At 70.4% G+C, this 20,435-nt stretch carries 14 protein-coding genes; 11 read left to right on the top strand and 3 right to left on the bottom strand.

Going from position 1 to position 20,435, the window contains the following annotated elements:
- Positions 1-46 precede the first annotated feature (46 nt).
- The 7 genes from KDL01_RS26100 to KDL01_RS26130 all read left to right on the top strand — a co-directional run bounded on the left by KDL01_RS26100 (position 47) and on the right by KDL01_RS26130 (position 11,913).
- The gene (locus tag KDL01_RS26100; protein WP_212531266.1) at positions 47-1,690 is read left to right on the top strand and encodes a glycoside hydrolase family 13 protein; all 1,644 of its coding nucleotides are present in this window, start codon (positions 47-49) and stop codon (positions 1,688-1,690) included.
- Between the two features lie 15 nt (positions 1,691-1,705).
- A complete protein-coding gene (locus KDL01_RS26105; RefSeq protein ID WP_212531254.1) occupies positions 1,706-4,366 on the top strand; it encodes a discoidin domain-containing protein in 2,661 nt (886 codons plus the stop codon).
- Positions 4,367-4,500: 134 nt separating this feature from the next.
- The gene (locus KDL01_RS45460; protein ID WP_212531255.1) at positions 4,501-8,613 is read left to right on the top strand and encodes a discoidin domain-containing protein; all 4,113 of its coding nucleotides are present in this window, start codon (positions 4,501-4,503) and stop codon (positions 8,611-8,613) included.
- Positions 8,614-8,865: 252 nt separating this feature from the next.
- Positions 8,866-9,447 carry a hypothetical protein gene (locus KDL01_RS26115; RefSeq protein WP_212531256.1) on the top strand — a complete coding sequence of 194 codons (582 nt, stop codon included), beginning with the start codon at positions 8,866-8,868 and terminating at the stop codon, positions 9,445-9,447.
- A 475-nt stretch (positions 9,448-9,922) separates the two neighbouring features.
- On the top strand, positions 9,923-10,408 hold the full coding sequence (locus KDL01_RS26120; protein WP_212531257.1) for an NUDIX hydrolase: 486 nt from the start codon (positions 9,923-9,925) through the stop codon (positions 10,406-10,408).
- 381 nt (positions 10,409-10,789) lie between these two features.
- Positions 10,790-11,149, top strand: a complete 360-nt coding sequence (locus KDL01_RS26125) for a hypothetical protein (protein WP_212531258.1) — start codon at positions 10,790-10,792, stop codon at positions 11,147-11,149.
- Between the two features lie 65 nt (positions 11,150-11,214).
- On the top strand, positions 11,215-11,913 hold the full coding sequence (locus KDL01_RS26130) for an SMI1/KNR4 family protein (RefSeq protein WP_212531259.1): 699 nt from the start codon (positions 11,215-11,217) through the stop codon (positions 11,911-11,913).
- A 48-nt stretch (positions 11,914-11,961) separates the two neighbouring features.
- Here KDL01_RS26130 and KDL01_RS26135 read toward each other — a convergent pair whose 3' ends face one another.
- Positions 11,962-12,954 carry a helix-turn-helix transcriptional regulator gene (locus KDL01_RS26135; protein ID WP_212531260.1) on the bottom strand — a complete coding sequence of 331 codons (993 nt, stop codon included), beginning with the start codon at positions 12,952-12,954 and terminating at the stop codon, positions 11,962-11,964.
- 63 nt (positions 12,955-13,017) lie between these two features.
- Here KDL01_RS26135 and KDL01_RS26140 point away from each other — a divergent pair, with 63 nt between their 5' ends.
- From KDL01_RS26140 to KDL01_RS26155, 4 genes are all read left to right on the top strand, one after another.
- Positions 13,018-14,226 (top strand): MFS transporter, encoded by a 1,209-nt coding sequence (locus KDL01_RS26140; RefSeq protein WP_212531261.1) that lies wholly within the window; start codon positions 13,018-13,020, stop codon positions 14,224-14,226.
- Between the two features lie 56 nt (positions 14,227-14,282).
- Positions 14,283-15,224 (top strand): ABC transporter ATP-binding protein, encoded by a 942-nt coding sequence (locus tag KDL01_RS26145; protein ID WP_212531262.1) that lies wholly within the window; start codon positions 14,283-14,285, stop codon positions 15,222-15,224.
- Positions 15,225-15,355: 131 nt separating this feature from the next.
- Positions 15,356-16,330, top strand: a complete 975-nt coding sequence (locus KDL01_RS26150) for an ABC transporter substrate-binding protein (protein ID WP_212531263.1) — start codon at positions 15,356-15,358, stop codon at positions 16,328-16,330.
- Positions 16,331-16,339: 9 nt separating this feature from the next.
- Positions 16,340-18,448, top strand: coding sequence for an iron ABC transporter permease (locus KDL01_RS26155; RefSeq protein ID WP_212531264.1), 2,109 nt, complete (start codon positions 16,340-16,342; stop codon positions 18,446-18,448).
- Between the two features lie 17 nt (positions 18,449-18,465).
- Here the strand turns inward: KDL01_RS26155 and KDL01_RS26160 are convergent, their stop codons facing one another.
- Together KDL01_RS26160 and KDL01_RS26165 are read right to left on the bottom strand one after the other, a co-directional pair.
- Positions 18,466-19,515 carry a YncE family protein gene (locus KDL01_RS26160; RefSeq protein ID WP_212531265.1) on the bottom strand — a complete coding sequence of 350 codons (1,050 nt, stop codon included), beginning with the start codon at positions 19,513-19,515 and terminating at the stop codon, positions 18,466-18,468.
- Positions 19,516-19,837: 322 nt separating this feature from the next.
- Positions 19,838-20,435: hypothetical protein (locus tag KDL01_RS26165; protein ID WP_368861653.1), on the bottom strand; the 598-nt coding region annotated here is incomplete at its 5' end.

Raw genomic sequence — 20,435 nt, forward strand, 5'->3', positions numbered from 1 at the left:
TTCCCCCACCGCCGCCCCGCTCGGCGCGTCCGCGGCCCCCGGCGGGCTGCTCACCGACCCGTGGTGGCGCGACGCGGTCACCTACCAGGTCTACGTGCGCAGCTTCGCCGACGGCAACGGCGACGGCATCGGCGACCTGCGCGGCATCCGCGAGAAGCTGGGCTACCTGGCCGACCTCGGCGTCAACGCCCTCTGGCTCAACCCGTGCTTCCCCTCCCCGATGGCGGACGCCGGCTACGACATCGCCGACTACCGCGACATCGAGCCCTCCTTCGGCACCGTCGCCGAGATGGACGCCCTGATCGCGGACGCGCACGCGCTCGGCATAAGGATCCTGCTCGATGTCGTGCCCAACCACTGCTCCGACCGGCACCCGAAGTTCCAGGAGGCGCTGGCCGCCGCGCCGCGCTCGCCGCAGCGCTCGTGGTTCTGGTTCCGGCCGGGCCGCGGCCCGAACGGGGACGAGCCGCCGAACAACTGGCAGTCCTACTTCGGCGGCCCGGCCTGGACCCGGGTGACCGAGCCGGACGGCACCCCGGGCCAGTGGTACCTGCACCTGTTCGCGGCCGAGCAGCCGGACTTCAACTGGGAGAACCCCGCCGTGCGCGAGGACTTCCTGTCCACTCTGCGGTTCTGGTTCGACCGGGGCGTGGACGGCTTCCGGATCGACTCGGCGGCGGTCCTGGTCAAGGACCCGCTGCTGCCCGACCTCGACCCGGCGGCCGGGCCCGAGGAGGAGCACCCGTACAACGACCGGGACGGCATCCACGAGATCTACCAGGAGTGGCGCGCGGTCGCCGACTCCTACGACGAGCCGCGCGCGCTGTTCGGCGAGGTGTGGATCGCGGACCCGCAGCGCTTCGCCAAGTACCTGCGGCCGCAGGAGATGCACGCCGCGTTCAACTTCCCGTTCCTGCAGTGCGCCTGGGACCCGGCCGCGCTGCGGCAGGTGATCGACCAGACCGTGGCCTTCCACCGGCCGGTGGGCGCCCCGGCCACCTGGGTGCTCTCGAACCACGACGTCACCCGGCACGTCACCCGCTACGGCCGGGCCGAGACCACCTTCGACTTCGACGACCGCGGCCACGGCCGCCCGCTGGATCTGGAGCTCGGCACCCGCCGGGCCCGCGCGGCGGCGCTGCTCTACCTGGCCCTGCCCGGCGGCGCGTACCTCTACCAGGGCGAGGAGCTCGGGCTCTGGGAGGTCGAGGACATTCCGGACGCCCTGCGCGACGACCCGATGTGGCGGCGTACCGCGGGGGTGAACCCGGGCCGTGACGGCTGCCGGGTTCCGCTGCCGTGGTCCGGTCAGTCCGCGCCGTTCGGCTTCAGCACCCAGCCGGACGCCGAGGCCGAGCCCTGGCTGCCGACGCAGCCCGCGGCCTGGCGCGAGCACACCGTCGAGTACCAGTCCGGCGACCCGGACTCGATGCTCGAGCTGTATCGCAGCGCCCTGCGCCTGCGCAGGTCCGTGCCCGGGTTCGGCAGCGAGCGCGAGTCGCTGCGCTGGATGGACTCGGCGCCCGAGATCCTCTCGTTCCGGCGCGGTACCGACGCGGCCTGCGTGGTCAACCTCTCCGCCGAGCCCGTCGCACTGCCGGAGCACGACGCGGTGCTGCTCACCAGCTCACCCCTCACCGACGCCGGCCTGCTGCCGCCGGACGCCGCCGCCTGGTTGCGCCTTTCCTAGACCGGAGGATCAACGATGATCAGAACTCTGGCACCACATCAACGAACACTGGCCTATCTGGCGGGGCTCGGTGCCCCGCTGCTGGTGATCCCGCTGACGGCCGGCTCGGCCGCCGCGGCGAGCGCTCCGGCTCCGTCGGCGGTCACCTCGGCGGTCGCGAGCGCGGCGGCCTATCCCTCGGCGCTGGCCGGGGCGAGCCCGGCGTTCACCGAGTACAACGCGGCGACCAGCCCGAACGCACACACGAACGGCGCCGTGCTGGCCCCGGACTACCAGTACGGCTCGCTCCAGGCCGAGGCCACCGGCCGCCAGGCGGTGCAGCTGGTCGGCCAGGGCAAGCACGTGTCCTTCACCCTGGCCAAGGCCGCGAACGCGGTGGACTTCCACTACGCCCTACCCGACTCGCTCGAGGGCGGCGGCATCAACGCGCCGCTCGACCTGCTCGTCGACGGCAAGGTGGCCACCTCGCTGTCGCTGACCTCGGAGTTCTCCTGGCTGTACGGGACGTATCCGTACACGAACACGCCGTTCGTCGCCCAGCCGGACGGCGAGGTCCCGCACGACTACTACAACGACGTGCGCTACCACTTCGCCTCGACGCTCCCGGCGGGCACCGTGGTGACCCTCCGGGTGGACGCCGGTGACGACGCACCCTGGTACGTCGTGAACACGGCCGACTTCGAGACCGTCGGCGCGCCGATCGCCGAGCCGGCCAGCGGATACGTCGATGTGACCCAGGCTCCGTACAACGTCGACGACACCGGGGCCACCGACGTCACGGCCGCGCTGCAGAACGCGATCGACGCCGCCTCCGCGGCCGGCGAGGGGGTGTACCTGCCGCAGGGTACGTACACGATCAGCGCGCCGCTGAACGTGAACAACGTCAAGGTGCTCGGCGCCGGCGAGTGGTACACCGTGCTGACCGGCAGCAACGTCGAGTTCAACGGGCAGCAGAATCCGGCGAGCACGAACGTGGACGTCTCCAACCTGTCCATGTTCGGCAACGTCGACCAGCGCGAGGACAGCGACACCGAGGTCACCGCGTTCAACGGCGGGTTCAGCCACTCGAGGATCTCGAACGTGTGGATCCAGAACGAGAAGGTCGGCGTCTGGATCACCGGGCCGAGCACGGATCTCACGCTCACCGGCCTGCGCATCCAGGACACCACGGCCGACGGCGTCAACCTCGACGCCTACGGCGGTCCGGTCACCGACACCACCGTCTCGAACAACTTCCTGCGCAACACCGGTGACGACGGGATCGCGCTGTGGTCGCAGAACTACGGCGACACGGACGACCTCGTGGTGCACAACACCGTCGACACCCCCGGGCTCGCCAACAACATCGGCGTCTACGGGGCGGGCGCCGGCGACGTGGTGGCCGGGAACCTGCTGCAGGACACGGTCCAGTTCGGCGCCGGCATCGGCATCGAGCAGCGCTTCGACTCGGTCCCGATGTCCGGCACCTTGAACGTCCTGGGCAACGAGCTGGTGCGCACCGGCCAGTTCGACCCGGGCAACGACTACGGAGCCGGCTCCGTCCTGTTCTACCCAAGCCAGGGCGACATGGACTCCACGGTCAACGTGGTGGGCAACGCGATCCTCGACAGCCCGTACGCGGCGTTCCAGTTCCAGAACTCGAACACCTACTCCGGCGCCGCCGTGACCACCGCGCCCACCACGGGCTACAGCGTCTCGAACGTCAACATCGTCGGCAACCTCGTGCACGGCGTCGGCACCTTCGTCTTCCAGGACCAGGCACCCGGCTCGGCGTACGTGGCCGCGACGGCGGCCGACGGCGTCGGCGACGCGGGCGTGTTCAGCTGCGGCGCGGGATTCACGCTCACCCGTGGACCCGGCGACCTCGGCTTCGACTCGAGCACCTGCGGCATGCCGGCGGCCAGCCCACTGTGGGCCTACCCGGGCACCACGACCTTCGAGGCCGCGGCCGTGGGCCAGGCTTCGCCGGTGCAGCGGGTCGCGATCGTGAACACGGCGAGCGTGGCCACCACGCTCGGCGCGATTACTCCGAGCGCCGGATTCAGCGTCGCGCCGGACCCGCAGCACCCGTGCGGGACCAGCCTCGACGCGGCCGCCGTCACCGACACCGCCGCGTGGTGCATGGTCGACGTCTCCTTCACCCCGTCGGCCGACGGAGTGACTCAGGGCTCGCTGACCATCGCCAGCAGCCAGGGCACGAAGACGGTGGCGCTGTTCGGGGACACCGACCCGATCGGCGGCGACGGAGGCGTGGCCCCGCCGGCCGACCTGGCGCTCACCGCGACGCTGTCCTCGAGCAGCGCGCTGCAGTACTTCCCCGCGTCGAACGCCAACGACGGCAACAACGGCTCGTACTGGGAGAGCCAGGACGGGGACGCGTGGCCGCAGACCCTCACCGCCGACCTCGGCGCCGTGCAGCCGGAGGGCTCGGTCGTGCTGACCCTGCCCTCGAACTGGGGCACCCGGGTGCAGACCATCGAGGTGCTCGGATCCACTGACGGCACCACCTACAGCACGCTCGTGCCGTCCGCGGACTACACGTTCGACCCGAGCCTGCAGAACACCGTGACGATTCCGCTTCCGGCCGGCACCCAGGACCGGTACCTGCAGATTTCCGTCACCGGCAACACCGGTTGGGACGCGGCCCAGATCTCGGAGTTCGAGATCTTCGGCTGATCCAGCACACACCGTGGGCCCGCCTCAGACTCAGCACCCTGAGTCGGAGGCGGGCTCTAGCGGGGGGCGATCAATGGAGATCGACGCCGAGGCGGACCCCGCCGCCCGGCGGCCCTACGAAGGGAAGTCAACCCGTGTTCGGATCGAGTACGGGCGGACGCAGAATCCTGCGTACGCTCGGCACCCTCTCCGCGGCGGCCCTCGCCGCCTGCGGACTCACCGCATTCACCGCCACCGGCGCCCAGGCGGCGACCACCCCGGGCGCGGCAGTGCCGTTCACCGAATATCTCGCCGCCACCAACGGCACCACCAACGGCACCGTGCTGCCGGTGGACTACGAGTACGGCTCGCTGCAGTCGGAGGCCACCGGCCGCCAGGCCGTGCAGCTGATCGGCTCCGGCCAGTACGTCTCGTTCACCCTGACCGCCGCCGCCAACGCGGTGGACTTCCACTACGCGATACCCGACGCCCCGGCCGGCGGCGGCGAGACCCAGCCGCTCGACCTCTACGTCAACGGCACGCTCACCACCGCGCTCTCGCTCACTTCGGACTACTCCGACTTCTACGGCCCCTACGGGTCGGGGTCGATCATCTGGTCGCAGACCCCGAGCGTGGGGCAGCCGGCCGGCGGCTCCTCCGGCACCGAGGTCCCGCACGACTTCTACAACGACGTGCGCTATCAGTTCTCCTCTACGCTGCCGATCGGCACCGTGGTCAAGCTGCAGGTCGACTCCGGCGACAACGCGCCCTGGTACGCGATCAACACGGCGGACTTCGAGACCGTCGCCGCCCCGATCGCGCAGCCGTCCGGCTACATCAACGTGACCGCCGCGCCGTACGACGCCGACGACACCGGCGTCAACGACTCGACCACCGCGATCCAGAACGCGATCAACGCCGCCTCGGCCGCGAACGAGGGCGTCTACATTCCTCAGGGCACGTACACCCTCAGCCAGCCGCTTGCCGTGAACAACGTCACGGTCGAGGGCGCCGGCGAGTGGTACACCAAGCTGACCGGCTCCGACGTCGAGTTCAGCGGGAACCAGAACCCGGCGAGCACGAACGTCGACGTCTCGAACCTCTCGCTGTTCGGCGAGGTGAGCACGCGGGACAACGGCACCTCCGACTACACCGGGTTCAACGGCGGATTCAGTTCCTCGAGCATCTCGGACGTGTGGATCCAGAACGAGAAGGTCGGCATCTGGGTGGACGGCCCCACCACCGGGCTGACGATCAACTCCGTGCGCATCCAGGACACCACCGCGGACGGCATCAACCTGGACGGCTCGGACGGGACGGTCACGAACACGACCGTGGAGAACAGTTTCGTGCGCAACACCGGTGACGACGGCATCGCGCTGTTCTCGCAGAGCTACGGCGACACCGGCGACACCGTCACCCAGAACACCGTCGACTCGCCCAGCCTGGCCAACAACATCGGCATCTACGGCGGCGGCTCGGGCGACGAGGTCACGAACAACCTGCTGCAGGACACGGTCCAGTACGGCGGCGGCATCGAGCTGTCGCAGAACTACGGCTCGATCGCGTTCTCCGGGACGCTGACCATCTCAGGCAACGAACTGCTGCGCACCGGCCAGTTCGACCCCTGGCTGGAGTACGGCGAGGGCGCCATCTGGTTCCTTCCCGAGGAGGGCGATATCGCCTCCACGATCGACATCACCGGCAACACGATCCTGGACAGCCCCTATGAGGCGTTCCAGTTCGAGAACTCGGCCAAGCCCACCGGCGCCGGCGGCCTCGACGTGCCGAACAGCGGCAACACCGTCACCGGCGTGAGCATCACGAACAACACCGTGACGAACGTCGGCACCTTCGTGTTCCAGGACCAGGCACCGGGCTCGGCCACCGTCTCGGGCACCACCGCCACCGGGGTCGGCGACGCCGGGATCCTCACCTGCGGTTCGGGCTTCACCCTGACCCAGGGCAGCGGCAACTCCGGATTCTCCAGCACGGCGTGCTCGATGCCCTCCTCGGTCCCGCTGTGGCTCTACCCCGGCACCACCACGTACCAGAACGCCACGGTCGGGCAGGCCTCGGCCGTCCAGCAGATCGCCGTGGTCAACCGGTCCAGTGGCGCCACGACCCTCGGAACCCCCACCGTCACCAGCGGATTCGCCATCTCGAAGGACCCGACCTACCCGTGCGGCAGCAGCCTGGACGCCGCGAGCGGTTCGGACACCTCGTCCTGGTGCATGATCGACGTCTCCTTCACCGCCCCGGCCACCGGCATCACCACCGGCACGCTCACGGTCCCGAGCAGCCAGTCGGGAGCGGACACGGTGCAGCTGGTCGGCAGCACCGGCACGAACAACTCGGTCACCCCGCCGACCGTGACGCCGAGCAACCTCTCCTTCGGGTTCGAGGCCACCGGTTCCACCAGCGCGGCCCAGACCGTCACGCTGGCCAACCCCGGCACCTCCGCCCTGGGGATCACCTCGATCTCCACCAGCGGAGCGTTCACCGAGACCAACACCTGCGGCACGAGCCTGGCCGCCGGCGCGAGCTGCACGGCCTCGGTGAAGTTCGCCCCCACCGCCGGCGGCGCGCAGACCGGCGAACTGGCGATCGCCAACAGCGCCACCGCGTCGCCCATCGGTGCCACGCTCTCCGGCACCGGCGTCACCTCCACCACCAACCTGGCGCTGGGCGCGACGATGTCCTCGAACAGCGTCGAGTCCGGATACCCGGCCTCGAACACGAACGACGGCAACACGAGCACCTACTGGGAGGGGACCGACGGCGGTACCTATCCGCAGACCCTGACCGCCGACCTCGGCTCCTCGACGTCACTCGGTTCGGTCACCCTGGAACTCCCGCCGGCCACCTCGTGGACGACGCGCAGCCAGACGCTCTCCGTGCTCGGCTCGACCAACGGCAGCAGCTTCACCACGCTGGTGCCCTCGGCCTCGTACACGTTCGATCCGTCCACCGCCAACACGGTCAGCTTCAACCTGCCGTCCGGCACGAACGACCGGTACCTGCAACTGTCCTTCACCGCCAACTCCGGCTGGACCTCGGCGCAGCTGGCCGAGTTCGAGATCTTCCCCGGTTCCGGCTCGTCTGGCAGCAGCGCCTCGCTCACCGCCTCGCCGAGTTCGCTGTCCTTCGGCAACGAGGCGGTGGGATCGACCAGCGCGGCCCAGTCCACGACCATCCAGAACACCGGCAGCGCGGCCGCGACGATCTCCTCCATCACGGCCGGCGGCGCCTTCGCCGAGACGAACACCTGCGGCGGCTCGCTCGCCGCGGGCGCCAGCTGCACGGTCAGCGCGACCTTCTCGCCGACCGTGAACGGCGCGACCAGCGGCAGCGTGACCGTGGCGAGCAACGCCACCAACGCCACGCTGACGGTGGCGCTGTCCGGCACCGGTACGGGAGGCGCCAGCCAGCCGGTCAACGTGGCGCTGGACCAGCCCATCACCGCGAGCGCCAGCACCTCCGGGTTCCCGGCGACCAACGCGAACGACGGGAACACCAGTAGCTACTGGGAGAGCACGGACGGCACCTGGCCGGCGACCCTCGCCGTCGACCTCGGCACCGCCGACTCGATCAGCTCGGTCGTCCTCGACCTGCCCTCGACCTGGGGCACCCGTACCCAGACGCTCTCCGTCCTGGGCAGCAACGACGACAGCACCTGGGCCACGCTGGTCGGCTCGGCGACCTACACCTTCAACCCGTCGACCGGGGACACCGTCACCATCACGCTTCCCAGCGGCACCTCGGACCGGTACGTCGAACTCGACTTCACCGCGAACGACGTGCAGAACGGCGCCCAGGTCTCCGAATTCCAGGTGATGGGCCAGGCGAACCCGAACCTGGCGCTCAACAAGACGGTCACCGCGAGCAGCACCTGGTCGAGCTACTACGCGGCCTCCAACGCCGTCGACGGCAACACCGCCACGTACTGGGAGGGCACCGACGGCGCCTGGCCGACCACCCTCACCGTGGACCTCGGCTCGACCCAGACCCTCGGCCACCTGGTGCTCGAACTGCCGGCCGGCTGGGGCACCCGTACCCAGACGCTCTCCATCCTCGGCAGCACGGATGACAGCACCTGGACGACCCTGGTGGGCTCCGCGACGTACACGTGGAACCCCTCCACCGGCGACTCGGTCTCGATCAGCCTGCCCGCAGGCACGTCGGACCGGTACGTGGAGCTGAACTTCACCGCCAACAGCGTGCAGAACGGCGCGCAGCTCGCCGAGCTGGGCGTGTACGCGCAGTAGATTCGCAGAACCCGGCCTCAGGCCCGGATGCGCCAGCCCCGAACACGGGCTGGGCGGTCCGGGCCTGAGTCACGTCAGTGGCCCAGCAGCCGACTTCGCGTAGACGGCGTACCCGCCATACGCCACGTATCAGTGATATGCCAGAAGTGACGCCAGTTCGACCGGCCGTGACGTGATGGCGAAGAAGGGCGGGCACACATGTACGTCGGCGGTAGGTGGGACGACGGCTCCAGGCCGTCTCCCCACGAGCTCATGCTGCGCAACCTCACCGAATTCCCCGGCCCGATCGCCGTGGCCTGCGATCCGCCGGCCGACTCCGTCGAGCTGAGCGGCGGCGAGAACGTCGACGGCCTGCCATTCGCCGTCCACGTCACCTACGTCGCGCCCGCGGGACCCAAGCTGCTCATACGCACGAAAGCAGTTCCGCAGCCCCTGCCGGAACCCGGCACCCTGCACCCGCCCCTGACCATCGACACGCTCGAGAACGCCTTCGGCATCTACGGCCACCGCTCCGGCTCCCGCGGCGGCCCACCCCGCGGAGCATCCCCCGCCGAACACGCAGCCTGGCGCGCCGAGCGCGTGGACGCCTTCCGCCGCGACAAGGCCGAGTTCGAAGCGCTCACGCGTACGCCCGCGAGCATCCTCATCGACGGCGCACCGTTCGCCGCCTACCGCGTCGACTATGCGGACTGCTCGGGCCTCGAGGTGGACTGGAACGGCCAGACGGTGCAGTGCGTGAGCATCGCAGCCGTCCTCGACACCCTGCAACTGCGCACCGCCGCAACCGACGACCTGCAGCGCGTCGCCACGCCCCCGCGCCCGCCACAAAGATGAGTGGCGGGCCCTGCGTTCGGTCATGCTGACGCGTCGGCCCGACTTCACCGGCGGCCCCAACAAGCTGTCGCTGATCGAGTGCCAACCATCACTCGAGATACATGGGTAGATCAGTGTGAGCCGCGTGTGGCGGGTGGGGTAGGAAGGGAGTCTGGTTCCGGAATCGCAGGGGCTGATCTACGCTGACGTTGGCGAGGGCGTCGATCCCGGCCCGAGGATCGACCTGCCGGACCGCATCTTCCAGTTCCTGCGCGGCCTGGCGCAGCGCGACGCGGGACTGGCGGACCGGGCGTGGGCCCTGCTGGAGGGGCCGGATGGCGAGAACGGCGGCCATCTCGACTGGTACGACGAGATCCTGGCGCTGCTCGCGGATCGAGCGGCCGAGCCCGCGGAGCGGTGATGACAGTGCCTGGACACGGAGCTGCGCTTGCAGCCCGGCCGCGGCCGGGCGACCCGATCGAGAAGGTCCTGAGGCATGTCATACATCTCTGAGCTGCGCCAGGCAGTGGGGCACCGTCCGCTCGTGCTCGTCGGCACGGTGTTGATTCTCCAGCGCGACGGCGAGGTGCTGTTCCTCCAACGCAGCGACAACCTGCTGTGGTGCACACCCGGGGGGATGGTGGACCCGGGCGAGTCCGTGGAGGACGCCATCCGACGCGAGCTGCGCGAGGAGACCGGCCTGTCCGTCTCGGACCTGTGCCTGGTCGACGTGGCATCGGGGCCGGACCAGCACTACGTCTATCCGAACGGCGACGAAGTGCACAACGTCACCATCGTTTACTCGGGGGAGGCGGCGCCCGCAGAGCCCTGCGAACTCGACGGAGAAAGCCTGGCCGCGCGCTGGTACCCGGCCGTCGAGGCCGAGTTCCCGCCGCTGAGCCCACCGACGGCGGCGCTCTTCCGGCGGCCTCAGGTGCGGCACGCGCTCGGCTTGAGCCCGCAAGGGGTGGGTGCCGCATGACGGCATCAGTCTCGTGGCTGCGCTACGCGCGGAGGCAGCGGATCTCGGACCTTTGCGCCTTCGCCTCATTTGCATTGCCACCCAGGCGTGGATCGCGACTCGGCTTCGGGGCGCGCGGGAGTTTCTGGCTGCTCGGTCGCGGGGCTGGATCTCATGTCGACAACTCGTCAAGCATCCAGCGATCGATCGCGGGCTCGGGCCCCGCTTGCGCCAGCGACGTGGACCGTTATTCAGCGGCACCGGAGCCGATGTGCTGGCATTGTTCAAGCCATGGATTCTGGGCAGGTGCGATCCGAGCGGTTCAGAGACCCCGGAGGCAGGTTGTGGCAGTACGGCGGCCGTGTCCTGGTGCGATGCCCGAGCTGTGCGGGTTGCGCGACGGTGATCCGCCCGATCGTCGACGGGCGGTTGTACGTCGGCGATGCGAAGTTGGTCTGCACGGGCTGCGGTTATACGCGACAGCAGGCGGTGCGCGGCCAGTGGTTCGGCGACGCGTTCGACCCGATCGCCAAGCAGCCGCTGTGGTTGAAGGCCCCCTGCTGCGGTCGGACGCTGTGGGCGCTCAACGCCGAGCATCTCGCCGTGCTGGAGGGATACGTCGGTGCCGCCGTGTGCGAGCGCACAGCGGCACCGAGTGCGTACACGATGGTCGAGGTCCTTCCGCGCTGGATGAAGCTCGCCAAGCATCGCGGTGAAGTGCTGCGGGTCATCGACCGGCTCAAGCGGACCTTGCCAGTGTGAACCGGGAGCGCTCGATGGAGCCGCCGTCGGAGGCATACGTACGTCCGACAGAATGAAGGGGAGCTGTGGACGAGCCCACAGACTGGTCTGGGGTACGGGATCGGGTCGTCGCGGTGGCTCTGGCCGAAGCTCGGGCACGTAGGTGGCCGCCGTCTCAGGTGCCGGTCCTCTCGCCGGTCTTGAGTGCTGACGAGATCGCCGAGGCGGAGGCCCAGTTTGGTGTCGCGCTGCCCGAGGAGTATCGGTCGTTCCTCTCCCAGGTCGGAGCCGGCGGGCAAGGGCCGAAGATCCTGCTGACCACACTGCGTAAGATCGAAGGCAAGTGGGGTTGGTTCTCAGAGGACGATGAGCGTCACCCGTTCACGCCCGATACGAGTGGGCCGTTCATCGAGTCCCGGGACTGGGTCGATGCGCAGGTCGCGGCCCTCCGGGCGGCAGGTCGCGAGCCCACGGTCCGGGATGACGAAACCGACTATCTCGACGACTACCAGAGCGCTTTCGGCGAGGTGGACGGCGAGGAGCTGTGGTACCGGCAGCGCAGCCGGGGGGCGGTCTACATCAGCGACAACGGGTGCGGGATGACCGGTTGGCTGATCGTGGTCGGGCCCCATCGTGGTGAGGTTCGCGATCGGGATTGCGATCTCAATCCGCCGTTCGAGCCGTATTTTGATGCTCGCGGCGATAGGCATACCTTCCGAAGCTGGTACGTCGAGTGGCTTGAGCGGCGAGAGGCTGAGTTCGCCCAGGATCTTGCCTTGTCCTAGCTCGCAGGTGTGGCAACTCTGGGAATTGCTCGTGAGCCGCGAGGATTGTCAGCGGTGCAGGCGGGCGAGGTCGGCGGCGTACTCGGCTATCTTCGCGCGCAGGTCGGGTGGGTCGAGTACCTCGACGCCCCAGCCGAGTTTGAAGACCTCGCCGAGGGCGTGGATGGTGCTCTCCACCGGTATTTCGGCGCGGATCCAGCCTTCGTGGTCGGGGGCTGATGCGGTTTGCTCGACTGAGCGCAATACGGCTGAGGTGTACAGGTCGGCCATTCGGCGGACGGCTTCGGGGGAGAGGCGGACGGTTGCGGTGCCCTGGAACCTGTTCTGATCGAACTCGGCGAGGGAGGACTGCCAGTACTCTGCGAGGTCGAAGGCGGTTGGTCTGCGGAAAGCGGCTTGGTCAGGGTCCTCAGCTAGGTGCAGGATCTGGGATATGCGGTAGGTGCGGATCGAGCCGGAGGCGCGGGGGCCGGTGCTTGCTGCCACCAGGTACCAGATTCCTGCCTTGAGCACGATGCCCAGGGGATCGAGGGTGCGGTCCACTTCGCGCGGCTCGGCCCAGCGGCGGTAGCGGACTCGGAGGCGGCGCTCGTTCCAGACGGCGTCTGCGGCGGCGGTGAGGTGTGGGACGGGGTCGGCGTCGCGGTACCAGGCGGGGGCGTCGAGGTGGAATCGTTCTCTGATGCGGCCCGAGCGTTCGCGCAGGGGTGCGGGGAGCGCCGCGTCCAGCTTGAGTTGGGCGACGGTGAGGACGGAGCCGAGTCCGAGTTCGGCCGCGGGACCGGGCAGGCCGGCGAGGGAGAGGGCGTCGATCTCGTCGCCGTGTAGGCCGGTGAGGCGGGTCCGGTAGCCCTCGACCAGGGCGTATCCACCGGCGTGACCGGGCTCGCCGTAGACCGGGACGCCGGCGGCGGACAGGGATTCGACGTCGCGGTAGATCGTGCGTACCGAGACCTCGAGCGACTCGGCCAGTTCGCTCGCCGTCATCCGGCCGCGGTTTTGCAGGAGCAGTACCAGGGACAGCAGTCGGCTCGCGCGCATGGCGGCAAGTCTGCCGGGATCCACTGACACAGGTTGTCAGGATACCGGTGTTCTCCTTCTCGTATGCCTAACGTCCGTGTGGAGCGGGTGCTCCCGTTCGCCGCCTTCGTCACCTCACTCGGCAACAACGTGCAGCTCATCGCAGGGGCCTTGCTCGTGTTGCGGGCCGACCGGACCATGCTGTCGGTCGGCTGGCTCTTCATCGCGGTCGCGGCGCCGCAGGTGCTGCTCTCACCCGTGTTCGGCCGCTGGGCGGACCGCTTCGACCGGCGACGGCTGTGGATCGGCAGCGACTCGATCAGTGCGCTGGTCGCGCTGGCCCTGCCGATCTGGCTGCACTGCGGCGGGGCCCCGGCCGTCGGCGTGTACGCGGCGAATCTCGCCCTCGCGGCCGTCAGTGCCCTGTTCTACCCGGCCAGCGCCGCGCTGATCAAGGAGCGGGTGGCGCCCACGCGGCTACGGCACTTCAACGCGAACTACGAGATGGCCATGCAGGGCGGAATGCTGCTGTCGGCCACTGTCGGCGGCCTGTGCGTGCAGTCCTTCGGTGCGGTGCCGCTGCTGCTGGTGAACGCGGGCACGTTCGTCTTCTCAGCCGGGTGTGTCGCCCTGGTCGGACGGCGCCCTGCCACCCGGCCCGCCTCAGCCGACCGATCCGATCCGTCGAGGACCCGCTCATCCGGTTCGGGCCGGCCGCCGCGTCTGTTCTGGCTGATCCTGCTGTTCGCGCAGAGCAGCGTCGTCGTCACCATCTTCAATGCCCTGCTGCCGAAGCTGGTGCTCGGCGAGTTCCACCGCGGCGCCGGGATCTACGGGGCCGTCGACGCGGTCGGCAGCCTGGGCTTCCTCGCCGCCGGCTTCTGCTACCGGGTGCTGGGGCCGCGCATGGGCGATTTCGCGCTGGCGGCGTTCGGATTCCTGCTCTGCGATGTGATCTTCGTGATCGAACCCGACTTCGGCGTTCCCGGACTGTTCGTCATGGTGACGACCGGCGCCTTCGTGTTCGGACTCGCCCGGATCGCCGCGCGGAATCTGCTGATGTCCACGGTGGATCCGGCCCACACCGGCCGGGTCTTCGGCACCGCGAACGGGGCCGGGTTGGCCGCCACCATCGCGGCGATGCTGGTGGTGGCCGAACTGACCGACCACACCGACTGCCGTTACGGGTTCGCCGCCACCGCCGTCCTGAGCGGCTCGGCCGCGCTCGCCTGTGCCCTGCGTCTGTCCGGGCGGCGCGAAGCACGATCCACCCTCTTGCCGCATGCAGCTTAGGTTAGGCTAACCTAAGTCGCGTGAAAGCAACTGACACGGCTTCCGCGGGGCGACCCATGCCTGGACGCGGTCGATCCCTGACCGCCGACGGCGTGACCGTGGCGTACGACCGCACGGATGTCCTGCACGGGGCCTGCATCGCGCTGGCCCCGGGGCAGGTGACCGCGCTGGTCGGACCGAACGGAAGCGGCAAGTCCACCCTGCTGCGCACGCTCGCCCGACTCCAGCGCGCTCGCGCCGGGACCTTGGAGCTGGGGGCGAGCAGCGAGTTCGGTGCGATCGGAGCCGGAGCCGGAGCCGGAGCCGGAGCCGGGGCAGGAGACGGTGTCCGTTCGGGCGACGGCGACGGCGACAGCGATAGTGACGGCGACGGCGCGGGCGTCGGTGCGCAGGACGGGTTCGCGCTCGGGCCGCGCCAGTTCGCCCGACACGTCGCGCTTCTGACGCAGAGTCGGCCGACGCCCTCGGGGCTGACGGTCCGCGACGTCGTCGAGTTCGGGCGCTTTCCGTATCAGGGCCGGTGGGGGCGGCCGGACCCGGGCGCGCGCGCCGCGATCGAGCGGGCGATGGGGCTGACCGGCGTCACGTCGCTGGCCGGGCGCGGCGTGGATCAGCTCTCCGGCGGCCAACTTCAGCGCGTCTGGCTGGCCGGGTGCCTCGCCCAGGAGACCGGCGTCCTGCTGCTGGACGAGCCCACCACCTACCTCGATCTGCGCTACCAGGTCGAGCTGCTCGACCTGGTGCGCGACCTCGCGGACGAGCACGGCATCGCCGTCGGGGTGGTGCTGCACGACCTGGACCAGGCCGCCGCCCTCGCCGACCGGATCGTGCTGCTGCACGACGGACGCGTGGTGGCGGACGGCGCGCCCGGCGAGGTGCTCACCGCGGAGCGGCTCACGGCCGCCTACGGCATCCGCGTCGAGGTGGATGCCGACCCCGCCACCGGCCGCCCGCGCACGCGCGCCATCGGCCGGCACCACACGCGCGGCGAAGGCTGACGCGGCGAAGGCTGACGCGGCGCCACTCCGTACACACGGCCCGGAGCCGACCGGCATCAGCGCTCTTTCATCTCCACCCCATGACCTGCCGGACGACCCATCGATCACACCCAGAAGGGCTCCACCGTTCCATGAACCGCCTGATCCTGTCCGCAGCGGCCGCGGCCGCATCCCTGCTCGCCCTGTCCGCCTGCGGCTCCACGGACGTGGCCGCGGACACCGCCGCGTCGGCGTCCTCCTCGGCCGGACCGGTCACCCTCACCGACGCCACCGGCACCAAGGTGGTGCTCGAGCATCCCGCCACACGTGTGGTCTCCACCGAATGGGTCGTCACGGAGGATCTGATATCCCTCGGGGTCCAGCAGGTCGGCGCGGCCGATGTGGCGGACTACAAGGTCTACGACACCGACGTCCCGCTCACCGGCGACGTGACCGACATCGGCCTGCGCGGTGAGCCGAGCATGGACACGGTGGCCTCGCTCAGCCCCGACCTGATCATCGCGACGACCGATTTGACCGCCTCGGTCATCAAGCAGCTGCGGGCCATCGCCCCGACGCTGGTGGTCAACCCGGCCAACGGCGCCGACCAGATCGGTCAGATGACCACGGACCTCGACCTCATCGCCCAGGCCACCGGGCGCACCGCCCAGGCGGCGACGGTGGAGAAGACCTTTGAGACGACGCTCGCGACCGGCAAGAAGGCGCTCGCCGCAGCCGGGCTGGCCGGGACCAAGGTCGCCGTCGCCGACAGCTACACCGTCTCCAACCAGGTGACCGTCCGGCCGTACACCTCCACGTCGCTGTTCGGGGCCGTGGACAAGGAGCTCGGCCTCGTCGACGCCTGGGACGTGACCGGCGACAAGAGCTACGGGCTCGGCTCCACCGACGTCGAGGGGCTCACCAAGCTGGGCGACGTCCCGCTCGTCTACGAGAACAGCGGCGAGGACCCGTTCACCGTGGAACTGGCCGGCAACGCGGTGTGGAAGAACCTGCCGTTCGTCAAGGACGGCAAGGTCACCCGCCTGCCCGACGGCATCTGGCCCTTCGGCGGCCCCGGCTCGATGGACGCCTACATCGACGCCCTCGTCAATGCGCTGACGAAGTAGCCCGCCCCGATGACCGCGACCACGACCACGACCACGACCGCCGCGCCCGACCGCTGCCCCGCCCCGTCCCCGACCGGGCCGCCGGCCGCGCCGCCCGACCGCAGGGGCGCCGCGTGGCTGGTCGCGGTCATCCTGCTGGCGCTCGCCGCCTTCGCGCTCGCCGACATCGTCCAGGGCACCGCGCACGTCGGCGCGGCCGACGTGTGGAAGGCGCTGACCGGCCAGGGCACCACCACCGACACCTCGGTGGTGCTCGCCTCCCGGCTGCCGCGCATGGCCGCCGGGATCCTGGTCGGCGCCGCCCTCGGCATGTCGGGCTCCGCGCTGCAGGCCATCAGCCGCAACGTGCTGGCCTCCCCGGACACCCTCGCCGTGAACGCCGGCGCCTACCTGGCGCTGGGCCTGGTCACCGTCACCGGCGTCGCAGTGCCCTTCCTCGCCGGATCCGCGGCGGCCTTCGCGGGCGGCCTGGCCGCGTCAGCCCTCGTGCTCGCGCTCTCCGGGCTCGGCTCCGGGACCGTGCGCCTGGTCCTGGCCGGCAGTGCGCTGGCCATGGGGTTCGGGTCCGTCACCGACGCGTTGATCCTGCTGTTCCCCAACCGCACCGAGGGCCTCTACCAGTGGGGCCAGGGCGGCATCGCGCAGAACGGGTTCGCCGACGTCCGGCAGATGGCGCCGGTCGTGCTGGCCGGTCTGGTGGGTCTGTGCCTCATCGCCCGTCGGGTCGACGCGCTCGCCCTCGGCGACGACGCGGCACGCGGCCTGGGCGTCCCGGTACGCGGTACGCGCATCGTCGTGGTCATACTCACCTCGCTGCTCGCCGCGGCGGCCGTGTCCCTCGCCGGGCCGATCGGCTACGTCGGCCTGTGCGCCCCGGCCCTGGTACGCCCGCTGTCCACCCGGCTGCGCGCCTTCGCCCGGTCCCGCAACCGGGTGCCGATGTCCGGCCTCGTCGGGGCCGCACTCGTGCTCGGCTCCGACGTGCTGCTGCGCGCGGCGGTCGGCGCCGACCTGGGCGTGGCCGTACCCACCGGCACCGTCACCAGCCTGGTCGGCGCGGTCTTCCTCATCGTCATCGCCGTTCGGGCGCGCGAAGCCGGCGAGACGGCCGAGGCGGAGCGGCTGCGGATACCCGGCCGGATGACGTTCCTCGCCACGGTCGCGGTGCTCGCCTGCCTGCTCGTCGGTGTCCTGATCGCGGCGCTGCTGCTGGGTGACACCCCGCTGCTGTTGGGCGACGTCACGCACTGGATCGCGGGCACGGCGCCGCGCAGCATCTCCTTCATGCTCGACACCCGGGCGCCCAGGGTGCTCGCCGCGTTCCTGGCCGGTACGGCTCTCGCGCTGTCCGGCACCCTGGTCCAGGCCGTCACGAGCAACCCGCTCGCGGAACCCGGAATCCTCGGCGTTTCCGGCGGCGGCGCGGTCGGCGCGGTGGTGTTGACCACGTCCGTGTCGATGGCCACGACCTGGAGCCTGGCCGGCGCGGCCCTGATCGGCTCGGGCGTCGCCGCCGCGCTCGTCTTCGGACTCTGCGCCCAGGGCGGGTTCCGCAGCAACCGGCTCGTCCTGGTCGGCACCGGCGTCTCCGCGGCGAGCACCGCGCTGATCGGCCTGATCCTCGTGCTCGCCGACCCGTTCAATGCCACCAAGGCCCTGACATGGCTGTCGGGGTCCACCTACGGCAGGGCCTTCCCGGACGCGCTGCCGGTGGGCATCACCCTCGCGGTCGTCACCATTCTCGCCGTCGCGCACCGCCGCGAACTCGACCTGATCGCCCTGCACGAGGACCAGGCCCGCCTGTTCGGGCTGCGCCTCGGCCACGCCCGCCTCGGATTCCTCGCCGCCTCGGTCCTGCTCACCGCCACCGCCGTGGCCGCGGCCGGCACGATCGGCTTCGTCGGCCTGGTCGCCCCGCACACGGCCCGCAGCCTGGTAGGCCGTCGTCACGCGCGCGTCGTCCCCGTCGCCATGCTGCTCGGCGGCGTCCTGGTCACCACGGCCGACCTGGTCGGCCGGACCGTGATCGTGCCCCAGGAGATCGGCGCCGGCCTGGTCACCGCCGTCATCGGCACCCCGTACTTCGTGTACCTGCTGGTACGCACCGCGCGGCGCTGAGCGGGGTGCCGCCGGCGTCATCCGAGTGTCAGGGCGCTGGGCGCGGGGAAGGCTTCGACGGTGCCGGAACCGTAGTCGGCGAGGAGGACCTCGCCGTTCGCGGGGTCGATCCCGATGTCCCGGGGGAAGACGCCGACCGCTACCGTGCCGAGCGACGCCGGTCGATGCGCGAGGGCCGCCGCGGTGTCGATGACTGACACCGTCTGCGGCGCCGAGCTGCCGGTTTCGGCCACCAGACCGCGGTCGGAATCGCCGACCAGCGCGACCCGCCCGTCATCGGCCAAGGCCAATCCGACCGGTTCGGAGCCGACCCGGACCACTGCCCTCAGCGCGAGGTTCGGATCGCGCTCGAGGTCCGTCGTGGAGAAGGCGAGCAGCGCGTTGGACTGCAGCGCCGTCACCCACACCGTGCCGCCGTCCGGAGAGACTGCCACGCGGACGGGCTGGCATCCCGCGTTCGCATGCGACACGACGGCGCTGCTCCCTGCCGCTTTTTCGGCCTCGGCGGTGTTGACGACCCACAGCTGTCCGTGCGGGCCGTAGTCGCCGAGGGTCGTGGCGTACAGCAGTGTTCCGTCCGGTGAGAGAGCCATCCCGACGGCGCCGCTCGCCAGCGGCACGATGCCCAGCGCGACACCGGGTGAGGCGAACCCGTGTCGCAGCGCCGTGGACAGATCGAATACGCTCACGCCGCCGGTCGTCTCATCGCTGACGTACGCGTACCGGTCGTCCTTCGAGACCTCGACCTCGAACTGCCCGGCCCCGCCGTCCGAGAGCACCCCGGCCACCGGATCGCCGCGCCCGTCCTCGAGTGCTGCGACGTTCATCACCGCGGTCGCCGTGTATCCGGCCGCCAGAAGGAAACGTCCGTCGTGCGTCAGCGTCATCCCGAACGCGTCGTGCATCGAACCGGGCAGGGCGATCGTGCGGACCAGGCGCAGCGCGCCGGCGCCGACGGCCATGACCGCGATCTCGCCGCCGTTCTGGTGCGAGACGGACGCGAATGCCCATCGCCCGTCCGCGGTCGCGGTCAGCGCGGTCGGGCTCCCGGGCACTTGCGCCGTCACCGGCCGTATGGATGTCAGTGGGCTGCTTGCCGCCACCTGCGTGGAACAGGAGGCTGACAGCGGTGCGGTCGCCGGGCCGGACGAGGTGACGGGACGCGGCGTCGACGAGGTGCACCCGGAAGCCAGCACGATCAGCAGTCCCACCCCGAGTGCCCGGCGTCGGCAGGATCCGTACTTCGCGCGCCAGTCGGCCATGACGTCATCATCGGCTCAGACGTCTTCCGGCGAAAGAGTGCCCGCGCACACCGAGAACCCCTCCCGGTGCCCGGCTTTCGCCGGGTCCGAGAGGGGTTCGGGGTCTGCGCGCTGTGCGCGGGTTCTATCAGCTGTTGACGATGGTGGACACGATGTGCGCGGCCTGGTCCTCCCACTGCGCGTACAGGTAGCCGTCGAAGGAGCCCTGCACGTCCTGCGCCGCGGTGTGCAGCGACATGTTCTGGTAGCTCGAAGGCAGGTTCTTCAGGAACGCGGTGGCGGCGTAGTTCGGGTCCTCGAGCTGCGACGGGGAGCCCCAGCCACAGGACGGACGCTGCTGGAACAGGCCCAGCGAGTCGTGGTCGACCGCGACGTTCAGGTTCTGCAGCTTCGACTCCTGCATGGAGGTCGCCACGGCGATGGTGGCCGCGTAGGGCGACAGGTGCATGTTCTCAGTGGCCTGCACGATCTGGGTGGCGTTGGACCACTGCGAGGAGCTCAGCGAGATGTGGGACTGCGAACCCACGGTGCCGGTCGGCTCGAGCTGGGACAGGGTGGCCCCGGCGAACGGACTGGCGGCCTTGGTCTCGACCTGGGCCGCGGGCTGCGCGGGGGTGGTCGTGGTCTTGGCCGGGGTGGTGGTCTTGGCGGCCGGCTTGGCGGCGGGGGTGGTGGCCTTCGCCGCGGCGGGCTTGGCGGTGGCGGTGGCGGCGGCGGGCTTGGCC

The organism is Actinospica durhamensis (genome assembly GCF_018139695.1).
Taxonomy (GTDB): Bacteria; Actinomycetota; Actinomycetes; order Streptomycetales; family Catenulisporaceae; genus Actinospica; species Actinospica durhamensis.

What these genes read in the sequence shown, in the direction of transcription:
- KDL01_RS26105 (WP_212531254.1), top strand. Translation starts at nt 1,706, where the DNA reads ATGATCAGAACTCTGGCACCACATCAACGAACACTGGCCTATCTGGCG.
- KDL01_RS26115 (WP_212531256.1), top strand. Translation starts at nt 8,866, where the DNA reads ATGCTGCGCAACCTCACCGAATTCCCCGGCCCGATCGCCGTGGCCTGC.
- KDL01_RS26120 (WP_212531257.1), top strand. Translation starts at nt 9,923, where the DNA reads ATGTCATACATCTCTGAGCTGCGCCAGGCAGTGGGGCACCGTCCGCTC.
- KDL01_RS26135 (WP_212531260.1), bottom strand. Translation starts at nt 12,954, where the DNA reads ATGCGCGCGAGCCGACTGCTGTCCCTGGTACTGCTCCTGCAAAACCGC.
- KDL01_RS26140 (WP_212531261.1), top strand. Translation starts at nt 13,018, where the DNA reads ATGCCTAACGTCCGTGTGGAGCGGGTGCTCCCGTTCGCCGCCTTCGTC.
- KDL01_RS26145 (WP_212531262.1), top strand. Translation starts at nt 14,283, where the DNA reads ATGCCTGGACGCGGTCGATCCCTGACCGCCGACGGCGTGACCGTGGCG.
- KDL01_RS26150 (WP_212531263.1), top strand. Translation starts at nt 15,356, where the DNA reads ATGAACCGCCTGATCCTGTCCGCAGCGGCCGCGGCCGCATCCCTGCTC.
- KDL01_RS26155 (WP_212531264.1), top strand. Translation starts at nt 16,340, where the DNA reads ATGACCGCGACCACGACCACGACCACGACCGCCGCGCCCGACCGCTGC.